Raw genomic sequence first — 14,023 nt, forward strand, 5'->3', positions numbered from 1 at the left:
GAAATCCGTGTCATAGGACGTGACACACATGCGATAGCGTCAAATCTGACAGAGACTCGCAGTCTTGTAGGAATGAGGGGAAGCGGCATGGGCACACCGATCAGCGGCGACGGAGACCACCAGGCACAGGGGCACAGCAGCCCGCCGGTTCACGTCCCGTTCGAGCAACCGAACCAGCCCGCTGAGCAGCATCACGAGGCCCCGCCAAGCTATCCCGCGCCACAGTACGGCCAGCAGCCGATGCAACAGCCGCAGCACCAGTATCCGCAACAGCAGTACGGCCAGCCGCAGCACCAGCAGCCGCAGTACGGCTACCAGGCCCCCGCGCCAGGGGTCGCGCAGCACAACAACGTGAACATCGTGGTGGCGGGAGGCCCTGGGCGTCCGCTCAAGAGCCCCGTGCTGGCGGCTGTGCTGGCATTCTTCCTCGGCCCGATCGGGATGCTGTATTCGACCATCCCCGGCGCGGCGACGATCTTCGGGGTGAACCTGTTCTGCTTCGTTCTTGGGTTCCTCTCCGCAGGTCTCGGGTGGATTCTGATGTTCTTCTCCTGGATGGCCGGGGTCGTGTGGGCGGGCGTCGCGGCCAACAACTACAACCAGCGGTACACCGCCGGTCCCGTTCAGCACTACGCGCCGAGGTACTGAGCCTTCTGCCCCCCCAACGCTTCGTCGTGGGAGACTCCGGTGATGGACGGGGAGACCTTGGGGGTTGGTAGCCGGGTCGGGGACTACCAGATTCAGAATCGGATCGGCGCGGGCGGGATGGGCGAGGTCTACCTGGTTCAGCACCCTCGGCTGCCGCGCCTGGACGCCCTGAAACTGCTCGACGCCACGGTCAGCAGGAACGCCCAGTTCAGCCGCCGATTCCAGCGGGAGGCGGATCTGCTCGCCCCGCTGCGACATCCGAACGTCATCACCATCCACGACCGCGGGGTGCACGAGGGTCGCTTGTGGCTGACGATGGAGTACGTCGACGGTCTCGACGCCGCACGGTTGCTGACGAGTCAAGGGCCGCTGCCGCTAGAACTCGCGGTTGCGATCATCGGCGGCGCCGGTGCCGCTCTGGACTACGCCTACGGCGAGTACGGGATCACCCACCGCGACGTGAAGCCCGCGAACATTCTGGTGGAGTTCGACCGCAACAGGCGGCTGAAGACCGTGAAGCTCGCGGACTTCGGGATCGCAAAGGCGGCGGGGGAATCGACCTCGCTGACCAGCACTGGGGTCACCATCGGCACCATGTCCTATATCGCCCCGGAGGCGATCGAGGGGCGGGAGCTGGACAACCGCGCCGACGTCTACTCCCTGGGGTGTTCGGCGTTCGAGTTGCTGACGGGGACTCCGCCCTACGCCGCGACGACGATCCCCGCCCTGATGATGGCCCACATCGCCCAGCCGATACCGTCGATCACCGAACGCAATCGCGCGCTGCCGAAGCATCTGGACTCCGTGTTCGCCCGCGTGCTGGCGAAGGACCCTGCGCAGCGTTACCAGACTTGCGAGGACTTCGTCGGAGCGCTGCGGGGCACAGCATCGGAGGAACTTCCCAAGGCAGCCTCGGTGCCGTTCGCCGTGGGTCACGGTTCGGCGGGGCAACCCTGGCCGTGGCCCTCGTCGGAGTCCAGGGAATCCGATCCCGCCCGCGCGGTCATCAGCCCGAAGAGCCCGCTCGCCGTGGCCGCCTACGCGATGACGCTGCTGTTGGTTGTGGCAGCAGTCGTGTGGCTGGTCACGAGTCGGGGTGACAGCAGGTCCACACCCGTGGCCCCAGTCACGACGTCGGCCGCTGCGTCGACCACCACCACCACACCCCCGACGACCACGACGCCGACCGACCCGACGGGCGCGGAGATCAACCGCGCGGCGGTCGAACAGTGGCTCGGGGGCTGGAACGGCACTGTGTCCCAACCAGCCTCCCAAACACCCGTCTACACCGTGCAGCTCCAACTTGAGCACGATGGGCGCACGGTGGTCGGCACCATCGTCTACCCAGAGCTGAGCTGCAGCGGGCGACTCGACCACGCCGCGCTGTCCGGCAACGTGCTGACGCTCCAGGAGAACATCACCGTCAACACCAGGGGCAAGTGCGTCACCCCGTCCACGCTCACTCTCATGCTGCGCCCCAATGAGATCGGCTACGGATTCGGCAACGACGGCGGGGGCCAGGCGACGCTGAACCGCACCTAGCCTGTACAGAACACCTGGTCAGTCCTCCAGCCCACTCCCCACTCCGTCCGGCGAGGGGCACGGCGACCAGGCATCGGCGGCTGCCAGCTTGCCAGCACCCGCTGACGCTGGCGTGCTGGCATGGGTGTCGTCGCGGCGAGCAGTTGAGCACCGGGGCTCGTGCCGGAGGGTGGAGAGTGGTGCGGGGCTACCGCGTCACGGCTGGTAGGTCACGCAGTCCGTAGCCATACCCGCGTTCCAGCCGAAGTCGTACGCGGCCTGTCGCGCGGGTGTGTTCATCATCTGCGTACGCGCGGTGTCCAGGTCGGCCTTCGAGGGGTTGGTGAACACGAAGCTCTGGCCGTTCGCGATCCTCTTCATGTAGGCACCCGCTGCGCAGTCGGCGCGGCGCTCCTCCAAGTCCCCGCCAGTGTCCACGGAGGGGTCGAGCTTCGGTAAAGCAAGGTGCCCAGCTTCGTGTCCGATCACGACGGCCATGCCGAGGTCGCCGACGACGCTCTGCACCTGGCTCATCCCGGGACCAGAGATAGTCATAACGCCCGCGTCGTCGCAGATCCACGCGGGGCTGCTGGTTTCCTTCCCGCACGGGCCATCCATCGTGTCGGCGACGATGAAGCCGGAGCGCGGGATGAGCGCCCCCATTGCGCCCCAGAACGACGAGTTGTCGCTGATGATTTCGTTGGCGCGCTTTGCCAAAACTGTGTACTGCGAGGGGATTTCGGAGGCGGGTTGCGTCGGCGGGGCGGCAACGGTCGTGGTCGTGGTCGCCGCAGCGCTGGACGTGGTGGCTGCGGTGCGCGACGCGTCCGACGGCGCGGTCGGCTCGCCGCCAGTGGTCGTCGAACAGCCCGTCAGGACCAGTCCGGCGACGGCCAGTCCCGCGGCTAGGGGCCGTAGACAGCGGATCATCGGCTGGCTCCATTCACTGGGGGCACGATTTCGGGCAGCTCACGGACGCGTGCGGGAGGCGTCCACGGTGGATCGACCTGCGGGCCGAAATTGACGTGGACCCGGGTGGGGGCGCTGGACGGCACGCCAGGAGGCGCCGTGGCTTCACCGGCGATGGCGTTCGTGCAGCCAGACACGAACAATCCGGTGGCGAGCACGGCTGCGAGGGGCCGTAGACCGTTCATCATGCGCTCCTCGCCGGTTCGAGCGGCGGTGTGCCGCTCGGGGCGTCAGGCTTGTCGGGCTCGGGGAACAATGCGTCGAAGCTCGCCTCCAGGTCGCGCACAACGTCGGCATCCAAGACGGCTTTCAAGTTCTCGGGGATGCTGGGCTTCTCCCTCATGCCGCCGCCCTGGAGCGAGGTACGCGCCCCCGGCCCGATGGTGGGCGCCCCGCTGACGGTCGGACCGACACCGCTGGGAGTCTGCCCGCCTGGCGTGGTCGAGGCAGGGGTGCTCGCGGCGGAAGTGTGCGTTCCAGGCGTTCCCAACGACGGAGTGGTCGTGTTCGGGGTCGGCGCGCTCGGAGTCGGGGACGCGACGTGGTGCGCCACGGGGACCGCGGCCAAGACTTCGATCGGCACGGGACGGTAATCAGGCTGCTGCCTATCCTTCCGCTGCGGGCTGGCGCTGGGGTTCACGTTCCCCAACATGCGGTTCTGTATCGGGTTGATCCCCGTGTACTGCGGCGGTTGCCACGGCGCGGTGCTCGGCACGGTGGGTGCCTGCTGGCCGAGCATCGACGAGCTGGGCGCGACGAGGGTGGAATCGCCCCGCGAAAGGGTCGTCTCGGGCGGCACCCGCTCGGGACGGAGCTCGACCGAACCGTCAGGCGAAAACACACGTGGGGCGGGCGTCTGCGACGGCCCGCTCGGCTCGGGCGAGACGATCTCGGGGAGCGGAGTCACATCGTCGCCTGGCTCAGGATTTCCCTCGGGCTTCTTCTCGCCGTCCTTCCCGCCAGGGGTACCCCAATCGCCGAACTCGTCGTCCCCGCCCTTCGTCCCTGGATCGCCGTCCTTCTTACCCGGATCGCCACCTGGGTAATGCGCGTCCGGCATTTCGCACGTCGGTACCTCGGGGAACTTTGTCCCCGCCGTTTCGCCCGCGTGCTTCTCCACGGCTGCCTTGCGCTGCTGCGCAAGCTCGTCGGCAACCTCGTCGGCCTTGACGACCTGCTCTGGCTCGACCTGGCCGCGCCGGAGCATCACGCGCATGTCCTTGGCGAACCGCGCGGCGGCTTCCACCCGCTCGCGCGTGGCTGGGCAGTTCGCCAAGTCGACGTCGTAGCCGTCCTGCTTGGCGCACACCGCGCTCATTTCGCTGGCGCTGTCGGCCAACGACTCCACGCTGCAACGCAGCGTGTAGAGGTCGTCGATCGCCTCCGAGATTTTGCCGCCGCTCTGGCCGACCAGGAGGACGCCGGGGTCGATGTCGGTAGCCAACGTGAGCAGCTCGTCGGCGAAGGTGCCCCAGCCTTGCGCTTGGGTGGCGTACGGGACAACGGTCACTTCGACACCTCCAGTCGGTTCGCCGCCGGGGTCAGCGCCCACACGTTCTCCGGCTGCATCCCCATCGCGTCGCCGAGCACGCGCAACGGCACCCGGCGGCTGCGGAGCGCGGCGATGATGCTGCGGCGCTCCACAGCCAGTGAACGCGTTGTGTCTTGAGAATTGTGCAAACGGCTCGTCACGTCCCTCAGTCGGTCGAGCGCGGCGGCGACTTCCTCGTCGGCGTATGTGCAGGTCGCGGCGGTCATGGGGCGACTCTAGCTCCGATGTTGGGGAGACCCCCGAAATCGGCCCTACCCCCGGTGACGACCCCCGCGTGCGGAATCCGCATGAGACCAGTGTGGCCGACGGAGAGAACGGGGCATCGCACCAATCCCCACGGCCTCCGGCGCGAGACACGGTGCTCAAAGCTCGCACCGCGCCGCCGGTGTCAGGACGACCACGCGAAAGGAGCACCGTGTCCCGTGGCTCGTCGAAGGTGGGTGGAGAGGGTGGAGTGGTGCGCGGCGAGGTTGTCCGCAGTGGCTACTTCGCGGTCATCGCCAGACGTAGGAGATGGCCTTCGGGTTCGCGGTCGGAAAGGCGCTATCCGCTGCCACGGCGGTGACGCCTTCTTTGGGTATGACGTACGGGACCAGCTCGTCCCCCCGCACTCGGAACGCGACAACGGCGTAGGTGTCGGTCGTCTGCGCTTCTCTTGTGATGTACGAGTTCGTCAAGCAGAGCCCGCTCGGCGCGGGAATGAAGGTCGCGTTCTCGGCCATGAATGTGTCCCCTCGGTAGGTGTGCGCGGGGACGTAGACCGCCCCCGTTCATCGACCGTATGGGCGCGGTGATCGGGTGTGGGGAGCCGCGACAGTGCTGTGACGGGATCGAGCTCTCGCGGTTAGGGTTCGGGTGTGAACGACGCGACGCGGGCCTGGTTGGAGCCGATGGTTCGAGAATTGCAGGCGCGGCCCGATGCGATCGCGGTGCTGACTTCGGTGGAGACGGGGAAGCTGCCCATGCAGGCGCTCGCGGTGATCGGCGCGCTCGGGCGGGACGAACCCGTCACCGCCGACGAGGTCGACTGGGTGGGTGTCGGCACGCTCCTGCGGGAAGCGCTCGGGTGGACGGACTATCCAGCGGTGCCAGAGAACTGAGACGACGAAGCCGCCACGCGACACTCCACGTGGCGGCTCCCGTGACGCCGTGGGGCTTAGGTGCTCAGCAGCACTCGGCTGCCGTCGGGCCGCTTCACCGTGAGTTCGAGTTCACCGCCAGTGGCCTCGATGTACTTCCGCAGCGTGTCGACGCGGCTGCAACCGATCTGGCCGTGCTCGATCTGCGAGATGCGGTTCTGCCTCACGCCGATGAACGCCGCCAGAGCCTGCTGAGTGAAGCCCGCCTCCTTGCGAAGCTCCTGCAAGCGGTACTCGGCGACCACGCGCTCCATCTCGGCACGCAGTTCCGCCTGCCGTTCGGGGTTGCCCGGACGACGCTCAAGCAAATCTTCGAGAGTGGTCATTTCTTCTTCCCCTTCCTTCGCGGTTTTCCTGGTTTGGTGGTCTTGTTCCGTTGTTCGAGTTCGGCGATCTCCTGTCGGATCGCGTCCTGGTGCTCGCCGAACAGCCTCTGGGCGGTGGGGATGTTGTCGGTGTACCACCCGTCCCAGTTGCCCGCCTTGTCTCCGGCTACGAGCATGATCGCCTTCGATTGCAGGTCGAAGGCGAACAACACCCGCATGTGCGCCCCGTTGACAACTGGCGGTCGCAGTTCCTTCATGTTCTTGTACAGCGCGTTCTTCGGCAACGTCAGAGTGTCCACGTAGGGGCGCCCAGCAGCGGGACCGTTGTCCCTCAGATAACCCAGCGCGGCTATGAAAGAGTCGTATTCGTCGTCGTCGAGACTTGCTATCCATGCGTCGATGAGCGTGGTGACCACGGTCCATTTCCGCACACCACGAGAGTATCACTTAAACCTGATGTTCTCCAGGGTCGCATCAGGATTAGCGTTCCCGCGAACGCGCGGGGCGGGTCGCGGTAGGGCTCCCGTACCAGAAGCGGCGCTCGGCGGGCCTCCCAGCGTCGCCACGACGCCCTACCGTCGACCACATGAACGACGCCGAACGCCGTGAGCGAGCGCTGCGGCGGCTTGCGCGGTTCGAGCGCATACGGGAAGCTGCGGCGTTGGCGGACACGGCGGTGATATCCGCGCGGTTCGGGATCGACGAGCGCGAAGCGGCCCGGTTGTTGCGAATGGCGGCGCGGTGGGACGACGGGGATGCGGTCGAGGAACTGATCCTCCGCGCGTGGCTCGACGGCGGTGATCGGGATGAGCTGGTGGCCGCACTCAGCGAGCGTGAGTACACCTGGGGTGTGGTGGCGCCGTACCCCGATGAAGGACGGGTGCCGGGGACATGGGATCGGGTGGTGCGGGCTTGCTTCCACGGCTACTTGGGCGATGACGAGTTCGAGCGGATACGCGTTGCGGTGAAGCCGGAGAGGGAGTGAGCGCTACTTCACCCCGCGTATGACCCGCTGGTTTGACGAGACCACGACACCGCCGTCCACGAGCACGTACGGGATCAGCTCGTCACCGTGACTCCGACGGGTGCGGGAATGAAGGTCGCGTTCTCGTCAGCCATGAATGTGTCCCCTCGTCGTTGTCACGCGGGGACGCAGCGTGCCCCCGCTGATCGACCGTCGCATGGCCTGGTGGCGAGTCGACAGGGTCGGGGCGGGGTTGTGATCGGACTGAGTCCGAGGGGTGATGTGGGCGGCGTGTCGGGGAAACGGGTTCCCAAGACCGCTCGGCGGCGGGCCTCTACACTTCGGACGGGGGTAGGGCAGCGTGGTCGGGGAGGTCATGTCATGGGCGGCGAGATCCTGCGGGTGACGCCGGAGAATCTTCAGCTGGGGGCGAAGGCCATCGCTGGTCACGCCGACTCGGTGTCGGGGCTGACCGTGCCCGATCCGTCGGCGGCGGTCTCGGCGCTGCCGGGTACCGCCACCGCAGGGGTGCTGACCGACGGTCAGGACGCGGCGAAGGCGGCGCTGAAGAAGGCGTCGGGGCGCTACAGCAGGATGGGCACGCTGATCGACAACGTGGCCACCGCGTTCGCCGAGGAGTCCTCGTCACTGGTCGGCTACCGGATGTCGGTCGCCGTCGGCAACGGCATGACCACGATGGGCGACATGTCCGCCCCGCCGCGGTCGACCACCTCGCAGCCGGTGCTGGTGTGACCCGCCCGGCCAAGTCGGACGTGTATGTGATGGACATTGCGCCGCTGGGGGCGTTGGCCGACGAACTCGACGCCTGCATCACCACCGCTCTGGAGTCCTCCTCGAACGTGCACAACACGATCTACAACTTCGACTGGGACGGCGCGGCCCACGACGCCGCACTGATCCGCGCGGACCGTCAGATCGCCGAGGACCACACCATGCTCACAGCGATGGGCGACCTCCGCGACGCGCAACGCGACGGCGCAACGACGATGGGGCCGATGATCACCACGCTGCGCACCGAGGGGCAGGCGCTGGAAGCCGACGACTTCACCGTCGCCGAGGACTGGACGGTCACCGACGCGTGGCACTACGACGCCATGTGGTCGATGGCGCAGGCGTTCGGCCCGGCGACGGTCGAACTACTCAAGGCGAAGCAGGCCCAGCGCGCCAACGACGCGAAAACTGCCACCGCGCGGCTGCAGCCGCTGGCCGACGAACTCGGCGCGGCCGACCGTAAGACCCGGGCGGGCGTCGTCAAAGCCACCGAGGCGCTGAACCTGTCCATCGGCCGGGCGCCGACGACAGCCAGCGACGGCAAGAAGAACGGCCCGACCATCCAGCTCGTCGACAACGAAACGCCAGCCGACGGGGACCAGCCGCCCGCCAACCCCACGGTGAACGGCGATGGGACGAAGCCCACCACGGAGACCGAAGGTGTCGATCTGGACGCCACGATCCCTGGGACGGGCATCAAGATCGGCGGCGACGGCAAGTCGCACCACCCGTATCTCAACGGAGTGCTCAACCCGCTTGACACCGACGACGGCACCCGCCCGATCCCGACGGGGACCGCCGTCGGTTCCGACGGCAAGCAGTACGCCTTCTATAGTCAGCCGCCGTACATGGTGCCCGGCCCCGACGGCAAACTGGTGAAGAACAACAGTTTCGTCACGCCGAACTCCGCGATCGTCGACCTCGCGGACCCGTCGAAGATCATCGGACACGCCCCAGTGGCCCAGGCCAGCGGTGTCTATGACCCCGCCACAAACCGCATGTACGTCGTCGGCAACCCTGGCGACGGGCATGGTCGGGATCGGGAAATGTGGAGATCCGCGCCGATCGACCACAACAATCCCAATGGCTGGGCAAGCGGCCCGTGGGAGCGGGTTCCTGGAGCAGTGCTGTCAGGCGACCGTGAGAACCAGATCATCGGCCTGAAAGGCGGCGGATACATGCTTGTCGGAGCCGAGAATGGCGGCCCAGTCACCGCCGTCGCAGCGGCAACTCCACAGGGGCTCATCGGCCAGACAGGGGGGCAGGTCGTGGTGACAAACGACGCTGCGGGGTTGATTGGCGCTTACGGCCCCACCGTCGTCACCGACCAGTTCAATCCCGCTACGGGCGTCGACACGATCACACTGCGCACCAGCCAGTACGCCCTCCCTGACGCCCCAGTAAACCCAGTGACCCATGAACAGGACTACGACCCACGAACCGCCATTTCGACTTTCAGCGTCACCCAGCCCCCACCACCGCCACCTGCTCCCGAGCTGACGCAAGCGCCGCAGTAACGCCACCGACAACTCCGACCGATGAAGGAAACATGAGCATCACGAACCAGCGCTTGGCCGCGCCCACCGTCGGGGCGGGGTTCCTAGTAATTGCCTGCGCGTTGTGCCCTACCGCTACGGCGCAGCCACCAGGGTTCCCCGATCTCAGCGGATACGCTGACGTCACCCAAGACTTTACGTCTAGCAACGGACGCGAAAAGGTCGTTACTTTCGCCCCAGCAGACGGCGTTCAATGTGGATTCGGGATGCCTGCCGAACTAGCTCCAGGTCGCCAGGCGGTCAACTGCTACGGAACATTGCCTGGCCTGCAGAACATCCCAATCGGTGGGAGCGCGAACGGAGATTGTGATCTGGGGACAGTTCGAACTGGTCCCAGCTCGATCCTGCACTACCGAGGGCGCTGCTCTGGCCCGACGGGCGCGAAGGTCCTTCAGCTGGGCCAGAAGGTTTCGTACGGATACATCACCTGCGGTGTCGCACCTGGCGGAATAACTGCTTGCCTCGATACCACCGACGGACAGGATCACGGCTTCGTCCTCGACCCCGCTGGTTCCTGGACCTTCTAACAATCTGGCCACCGATGCTTCACGACCTCGCCGACCTGCACCCGTTGCTGTTGCAGGGGCTGCGGACCGGCGTCGTTCCGTCGTCCGCCGAGATCGCTGAGGCGACGGGCAAGACGCTCGCCGAGGTCGAGCGCATCCTCGAAGCACCCGACGACGACGAAACCGACGAGGACGACGCCGAGCCGGAGGACCCCGACGCGCAGCAGTTCCGCGATCGCTACCACTGGCTCGTCGAGCAGCGCTGCGCTGGGTGGCTGGAAGAGCACGACGACTACCGAGAGGTTCCCGACGGCGTCCGCCGCCGGATCGAAGCCGACTGCAACGATTCGATCCAGTACCAGTGGCGACAGCACCTGGCCGCGCGCAGGGAGCGCGACGAGGACTGACCCCCGCACCGCTCTCCAGCACTCCAGCGCGAGCCCAGGTGCCTACCGCCAGTCCACCGACACCACGTCGTTGAGCCCTGGTGCGCGGTCACCGCTGGGCGGCGCGTGCGGCGGCTACGCTCCTGGCGAGTTGCTGGGCCAGACCGTCGGCCTCGTCGAGCGACAGCGACCAGCTCATCGTGACGCCGCTCTCGGAGCCGTCCGCGTGGCTGGTTGCCAGAGAGCGGATGCGGACGGTCGTGTCTGGCGCGGTGCTTTCGACGGTTGCCGATAAGGGGCCGCGCCCGTTGACGGGCGGGAGCGTTTCCCAGTCGATCCTGTCGCCGGGCTCGCGGCCGAAGACGGGGACGACCTTTCCTTCGCGGTTGAGCGCACCGGCGTACCCCTGCGCCCTGTCCGGCAGCGGCGCGCGGATGCCAGGGTTGTCGTGGACGACCACGGCCAGCGCCGCCACGACGGGGCGCCCGTTCTCGGTGCGGATTCCAGGGGCGATGCTCGACATGGCGGTGATGCTGTATTCGGTCATGGTGCTGCCTTTCGGTTCGATGTTCGCGGCTCGCCGGACGGCGGTGAGGTCACCATGCCCCCTGGGAGTCCCGATCATCGAGCGCGGCGCGGTCAGCAAGAAGAGCACCGTGGGCCGTGCCGGACGGAGTGGGGTGTGGTGCGTGGATTCCTGTCCACCCACGGCCAGCAGGTAAGGGCACAACCGCTCCGCGCTGCTCCGCGCGGAGCGCGGAGCGGATGGGCACCACCACGGCTTCCACCCACACATGCAGATCCAACAACCGCGTGCGCGATGCTCACGACCAACCACGCGGATCGCTTGCGGATCGCGCATGGGCATGAGGATTCCGACGCCGGCCTGTTGATACCGCATCAACTCGTGGACGGTGTTTCGGGGTGAATCGCGGCGGTGATGCTCACTCTGCTCATCCGATGAGCACGGAAGTGAGCAGCCGCATCTCCGCATTTACGCAGCTCAGAGACATTTTCGCTACCAAAAGTGAGCAGAATGAGCAGAATGAGCAAAGTGAGCAACCGCCCCGCGTGAGACGCTCAACGCGGCGGGGGGGGCATAGAGGGATAACGTAATACATAGATAAGCTAAGTAAAGGTTTCTTCGTTTAAGGGACTACGCCAAGCCGCGTCTCCGAACCCCCGTTGCTCACTCTGCTCATTCTGCTCACTTTGCTCATTCTGGAGCGGAGAAATGCTCTTTGAGCTGCGCGTATGCCACCGCCGAGTTGCTCACTTCCGTGCTCATCGGATGAGCAGAGTGAGCACCTCGCTCCAGCACCACCCACGAGCCCCGGTGGTGTCCCCGCCGTGATCGACATTGGCGCGGAGGTGGCCCGCCGCGATGAACCGCGGAGCGTCCCGCACCATGCCCGTCGACCGCTCCAGGGGCCCGCTTGAACGAGCCCTAATGTGATCCTCGCCACATCAAATCTCACATATGCGTTACGGTGCATGGATATTTGCTACATGTTGAAATCTCATAACCACACTACAAGTGGTCACGTTTCTGAGCGATCAGCGTTACGGCTTATTTTCCCTGGTTAAAACGGTGAGTCATAGGGGTGCAACGCTTCGGCGCGTTTATGCAATAGAAGAGCTAACGTCTTTGCCATGACGACCGAAACCTCCCCTCGAACCCGCGCCCGCGCCGTTCGCATCGCCCCCAGCGGGCTGTGGACTACGGGTGCTGTCAGCGTGCGCTGCGGCGTCCCTTTGCGGACTGTGCAGCATGCGATCACCAGCGGGCGACTGCCCGCGTACACCGTGGACACCCCGCAGGGAGCCATCTACGCGGTGAGGCCCGCCGATGCGCGGGCGTTGTGGGGCGAGATCCCCGACCTTGACCTGCCTGCCCCCACCGAGCTGGCGACGGCCTGACAAAGCGAAACGCCCCGGGATTGCGGCCCGAGGCGCTTCCGATTCCCCGAGAGGAACCCCATGTACGACCCAAAGACTACCGGAACTGGCGCGGACGACGGCCCCCCGAACCCCTACGGCGTCGCGCCGCTCGGCGACGACCTCGCCGAGATCGAGGCGGGCTTCTGGTCGGCGACCCCAGAACTGTCCCTGATCTGCGCTACAGCGCACCGCCGCGACGTGGGCCGCTGGGCTCTGCTCGGTGCCGTGCTGGCGAACCTCATCTCCTGGTTGCCGCCCTATGTGATGCTGACCGACCGCGACGGCACCCAGCACATCGCCAGCGCTGGATCGCTGAACCTGTTCGTCCATCTGATCGGCGACTCCGGCGACGGCAAGACCCGGGTGCTGAACGTGGCCCGCGAGCTGCTCCCCCCGAACGCCGATCGCTACGGCAGCGAGTCCGGGTCGGGGGCCGACCTGCTCAGCTCTGGCACGGGCGAAGGGCTCCTCAAGCACTTCGTCAGCTCGCGGAGCGTGACCGATCCCGCCACCAAGGAAACGTCGGAGGTGATGACGCAGCGCACCGACGTGGCCGTGCTCCACATCGACGAGGTCTCGACCTACCTGAGCGAGCTGTCGCGCACGGGAAGCAAGACCGCGGGAATCCTCACATCGCTGTGGTCGGGACAGCTCACCGGCTCCAACACGGGCGGAAAGGACAGCCGCACAAAACTGCCCGCCCACGCGGCCAGGGTGTGTGTGGTGATGCTCGCGCAGCCTGGTCTGTGCGAAGGTCTGTTCACCGACGAGTTGGTGGCAGGTGGCACCCCGCAGCGCCCGCTCTGGCTCCCTGGCTACGACTGGTCGCCGTGCCCGGTGACCGCCGCCCCCACGGGAGTCGCGCTCGCCTCGCCGCAGAAATGCTGGCAGCAGCTCCCGCAGTCGATGCACCCGCAGCCGTCGGTGACACCACCAGCTGCGCCCGCAGGCGCTCCGCAGGTCGGCGGAACGGCGGCTCCGACCCCAAACGCACCGCAGATCAACACGCTGCCGCCCGAACTCCAGTTCCCGCGTCCAGCACGTTCCCCAGAGGAGGCGGTGTGGATCAAGCAGCCGCCCGCCGCCCGCGCGGAGATCGCCGCGCTGGACGCGGCCATGCGGGCGCAGCGCCTGAGCCCAGCCCAGAAGGCGGCACTGAGCCCCGAGGAGCGCGAGGCTCGAAAGGCGCTGGCGATCCAGAAGCACGCCATCCTGACCCGCCTGAAGATCACCGTCGCACTCGGCCTGCTGCACGGTCGTTCCGACATGCAGCCCGCCGACCTCGACTGGACGCTCACCGAGCCCGTCATGCGGGTGAACCTCGGGATGCTGAGCTACCTGTGGATCGAGGGGCAGGCCGCCCGTGCCGTGGCGGCGCATCAGCGCGGCACCGAGCGCGGCGCTGAGTGGCTGGCGGAGCAGGAGGCTCGTCGCAACCCCGTGCGCAAGGTGATGCTGACGATCTGGCGCAAGCACCGTGATGTCGGGCCGCGCAGCTCGGGCTGGCACAACCGATGGATTTCCACCGACATGCGTCAGCACATCAGGCCCGCGAGGGCGCTCGGGTTGGAGGAAGGCTGGTTCCAGGTGACATCAGCCAAGGAGTACGGCGCGCTCGACCCAGAAACCGGCGAGGAACTCGGCCCACCGAAGGTCGGAGAGTCCACCCGCGCCGACCTTCGGGAGTGCGAGCGGCTCCGCGCGCAGGGCGTGGGGGTCTGAC

General features: G+C 66.9%; 16 protein-coding genes. 9 read left to right on the plus strand and 7 right to left on the minus strand.

Going from position 1 to position 14,023, the window contains the following annotated elements; genetic code table 11:
* Window positions 1-87 precede the first annotated feature (87 nt).
* The gene (locus L2Z93_RS02420; RefSeq protein WP_202971908.1) at window positions 88-648 is read left to right on the plus strand and encodes a hypothetical protein; all 561 of its coding nucleotides are present in this window, start codon (window positions 88-90) and stop codon (window positions 646-648) included.
* Window positions 649-690: 42 nt separating this feature from the next.
* The gene (locus L2Z93_RS02425) at window positions 691-2,190 is read left to right on the plus strand and encodes a serine/threonine-protein kinase (protein WP_090590203.1); all 1,500 of its coding nucleotides are present in this window, start codon (window positions 691-693) and stop codon (window positions 2,188-2,190) included.
* Between the two features lie 195 nt (window positions 2,191-2,385).
* Here L2Z93_RS02425 and L2Z93_RS02430 read toward each other — a convergent pair whose 3' ends face one another.
* From L2Z93_RS02430 to L2Z93_RS02445, 4 genes are all read right to left on the minus strand, one after another.
* Window positions 2,386-3,099, minus strand: coding sequence for a hypothetical protein (locus L2Z93_RS02430; protein ID WP_090590200.1), 714 nt, complete (start codon window positions 3,097-3,099; stop codon window positions 2,386-2,388).
* Window positions 3,100-3,322: 223 nt separating this feature from the next.
* Entirely contained in the window at window positions 3,323-4,648 is a 1,326-nt protein-coding gene (locus L2Z93_RS02435) for a hypothetical protein (RefSeq protein ID WP_090590196.1), read from the minus strand.
* Window positions 4,645-4,896 carry a hypothetical protein gene (locus L2Z93_RS02440; protein ID WP_090590192.1) on the minus strand — a complete coding sequence of 84 codons (252 nt, stop codon included), beginning with the start codon at window positions 4,894-4,896 and terminating at the stop codon, window positions 4,645-4,647. The genes L2Z93_RS02435 and L2Z93_RS02440 overlap by 4 nt, the downstream gene beginning before the upstream one ends.
* A gap of 288 nt (window positions 4,897-5,184) precedes the next feature.
* Window positions 5,185-5,412 (minus strand): hypothetical protein, encoded by a 228-nt coding sequence (locus L2Z93_RS02445; protein ID WP_090590189.1) that lies wholly within the window; start codon window positions 5,410-5,412, stop codon window positions 5,185-5,187.
* A 135-nt stretch (window positions 5,413-5,547) separates the two neighbouring features.
* Here L2Z93_RS02445 and L2Z93_RS02450 point away from each other — a divergent pair, with 135 nt between their 5' ends.
* Window positions 5,548-5,790: a hypothetical protein gene (locus L2Z93_RS02450; protein WP_090590185.1), complete on the plus strand. Its 243-nt coding sequence runs from the start codon at window positions 5,548-5,550 to the stop codon at window positions 5,788-5,790.
* A gap of 56 nt (window positions 5,791-5,846) precedes the next feature.
* Here the strand turns inward: L2Z93_RS02450 and L2Z93_RS02455 are convergent, their stop codons facing one another.
* Together L2Z93_RS02455 and L2Z93_RS02460 are read right to left on the minus strand one after the other, a co-directional pair.
* Window positions 5,847-6,155, minus strand: coding sequence for a type II toxin-antitoxin system RelB family anti-toxin (locus tag L2Z93_RS02455; RefSeq protein WP_090590181.1), 309 nt, complete (start codon window positions 6,153-6,155; stop codon window positions 5,847-5,849).
* Entirely contained in the window at window positions 6,152-6,586 is a 435-nt protein-coding gene (locus L2Z93_RS02460; protein WP_090590178.1) for a type II toxin-antitoxin system RelE/ParE family toxin, read from the minus strand. Before L2Z93_RS02460 ends, L2Z93_RS02455 begins: the two co-directional genes overlap by 4 nt.
* Before the next feature lie 155 nt (window positions 6,587-6,741).
* Between L2Z93_RS02460 and L2Z93_RS02465 the strand changes: the two genes are divergently transcribed.
* From L2Z93_RS02465 to L2Z93_RS02480, 4 genes are all read left to right on the plus strand, one after another.
* A complete protein-coding gene (locus L2Z93_RS02465; RefSeq protein ID WP_090590174.1) occupies window positions 6,742-7,140 on the plus strand; it encodes a hypothetical protein in 399 nt (132 codons plus the stop codon).
* Between the two features lie 360 nt (window positions 7,141-7,500).
* Window positions 7,501-7,872 carry a hypothetical protein gene (locus L2Z93_RS02470; protein ID WP_090590170.1) on the plus strand — a complete coding sequence of 124 codons (372 nt, stop codon included), beginning with the start codon at window positions 7,501-7,503 and terminating at the stop codon, window positions 7,870-7,872.
* Window positions 7,869-9,428 carry a hypothetical protein gene (locus L2Z93_RS02475; protein WP_090590166.1) on the plus strand — a complete coding sequence of 520 codons (1,560 nt, stop codon included), beginning with the start codon at window positions 7,869-7,871 and terminating at the stop codon, window positions 9,426-9,428. The genes L2Z93_RS02470 and L2Z93_RS02475 overlap by 4 nt, the downstream gene beginning before the upstream one ends.
* A 580-nt stretch (window positions 9,429-10,008) precedes the next feature.
* Window positions 10,009-10,380, plus strand: a complete 372-nt coding sequence (locus L2Z93_RS02480) for a hypothetical protein (RefSeq protein ID WP_090590163.1) — start codon at window positions 10,009-10,011, stop codon at window positions 10,378-10,380.
* An 88-nt stretch (window positions 10,381-10,468) separates the two neighbouring features.
* On the opposite strand, the gene L2Z93_RS02485 is transcribed toward L2Z93_RS02480, so the two are convergent.
* Window positions 10,469-11,005 carry a hypothetical protein gene (locus tag L2Z93_RS02485; protein WP_128111771.1) on the minus strand — a complete coding sequence of 179 codons (537 nt, stop codon included), beginning with the start codon at window positions 11,003-11,005 and terminating at the stop codon, window positions 10,469-10,471.
* Window positions 11,006-12,012: 1,007 nt separating this feature from the next.
* Here L2Z93_RS02485 and L2Z93_RS02490 point away from each other — a divergent pair.
* On the plus strand, window positions 12,013-12,279 hold the full coding sequence (locus L2Z93_RS02490; RefSeq protein WP_090590155.1) for a hypothetical protein: 267 nt from the start codon (window positions 12,013-12,015) through the stop codon (window positions 12,277-12,279).
* Window positions 12,280-12,339: 60 nt separating this feature from the next.
* Complete coding sequence (locus L2Z93_RS02495) at window positions 12,340-14,022, plus strand: hypothetical protein (protein ID WP_090590149.1); 1,683 nt, start codon at window positions 12,340-12,342, stop codon at window positions 14,020-14,022.
* Window position 14,023 lies beyond the last annotated feature (1 nt).

The sequence above is a fragment of the Mycolicibacterium brumae genome, assembly GCF_025215495.1.
GTDB lineage: Bacteria > Actinomycetota > Actinomycetes > Mycobacteriales > Mycobacteriaceae > Mycobacterium > Mycobacterium brumae.

Excerpts from the sequence above, each read along its gene's own strand:
- L2Z93_RS02425 (WP_090590203.1), top strand. The coding sequence starts at position 691 with ATGGACGGGGAGACCTTGGGGGTTGGTAGCCGGGTCGGGGACTACCAG.
- L2Z93_RS02420 (WP_202971908.1), top strand. The coding sequence starts at position 88 with ATGGGCACACCGATCAGCGGCGACGGAGACCACCAGGCACAGGGGCAC.
- L2Z93_RS02495 (WP_090590149.1), top strand. The coding sequence starts at position 12,340 with ATGTACGACCCAAAGACTACCGGAACTGGCGCGGACGACGGCCCCCCG.
- L2Z93_RS02430 (WP_090590200.1), bottom strand. The coding sequence starts at position 3,099 with ATGATCCGCTGTCTACGGCCCCTAGCCGCGGGACTGGCCGTCGCCGGA.
- L2Z93_RS02455 (WP_090590181.1), bottom strand. The coding sequence starts at position 6,155 with ATGACCACTCTCGAAGATTTGCTTGAGCGTCGTCCGGGCAACCCCGAA.
- L2Z93_RS02465 (WP_090590174.1), top strand. The coding sequence starts at position 6,742 with ATGAACGACGCCGAACGCCGTGAGCGAGCGCTGCGGCGGCTTGCGCGG.
- L2Z93_RS02480 (WP_090590163.1), top strand. The coding sequence starts at position 10,009 with ATGCTTCACGACCTCGCCGACCTGCACCCGTTGCTGTTGCAGGGGCTG.
- L2Z93_RS02470 (WP_090590170.1), top strand. The coding sequence starts at position 7,501 with ATGGGCGGCGAGATCCTGCGGGTGACGCCGGAGAATCTTCAGCTGGGG.
- L2Z93_RS02490 (WP_090590155.1), top strand. The coding sequence starts at position 12,013 with ATGACGACCGAAACCTCCCCTCGAACCCGCGCCCGCGCCGTTCGCATC.
- L2Z93_RS02445 (WP_090590189.1), bottom strand. The coding sequence starts at position 5,412 with ATGGCCGAGAACGCGACCTTCATTCCCGCGCCGAGCGGGCTCTGCTTG.
- L2Z93_RS02440 (WP_090590192.1), bottom strand. The coding sequence starts at position 4,896 with ATGACCGCCGCGACCTGCACATACGCCGACGAGGAAGTCGCCGCCGCG.